We start from the raw sequence: 655 nt of genomic DNA, 5'->3' as shown, positions 1-655 counted from the left end.
TAACTAGCTTGTCGAAAACGGCCTAGTCTTGACCTGCGTTGATAGCGGAGTTTCCGCCAGACTTGTTTAAGCTTGTATGCGCCGCTTGCTAAGTTCTTAAAACGAGTCTCAAACCGTGTGGCACTATGTATCCAATGCTTCGCGCCTATGTGGGACCGATTCTAGATCGGCGCTAATGCCGGGGCGATGGCACCGTATTTATTGGCACGCTTAGCTCTGTTGATTCGGCGCTGAGCACTAGTGCCATCAACTTGTACTAGAGTTTTTCTATCTTTGCGCGGTTTGGTCATCCCTGACCACCATTTACGATTATGTATATTTACGCGCTTAGCTTAACGTGTCGCCCACCGCTAACACGTTTAAAGTGCGGTGTGATTGATTTTTTACAATTGGTTAATAAAAAATCCATTACTTTTTCCGTGTATTTAACGGCGGCATTAGACAGCCAAGGTTTTCTAGCGTTTGGCTCAGGGCTGAAATGACGTGCAGCGGCGCTTAAACCAGCCTGTACGCTTTTGGTAGTTTAAAGGACAGTTTTCTTTACATTCTGAACCCAATTCTTGAATTGATTCAGCGTCTTTAAATTGAGCAATAGTTTCTCCATCGACTACATGTTTGTAACCGGGCTCAGAAGAGGTAACGAGAAAATAATTAT

At 44.4% G+C, this 655-nt stretch carries 1 protein-coding gene; it reads right to left on the bottom strand.

What is annotated here, in order from left to right; translation table 11 throughout:
- Window positions 1-467 precede the first annotated feature (467 nt).
- On the bottom strand, window positions 468-655 hold a 188-nt coding region (locus ACFQEU_RS17290), incomplete at its 5' end, for a hypothetical protein (protein ID WP_379784159.1).

Source organism: Halorubrum tibetense (genome assembly GCF_042661865.1).
GTDB lineage: Archaea > Halobacteriota > Halobacteria > Halobacteriales > Haloferacaceae > Halorubrum > Halorubrum tibetense.
Note: the sequence above shows the minus strand (reverse complement) of the source record. Positions and strands in the feature narration are given on the sequence as shown.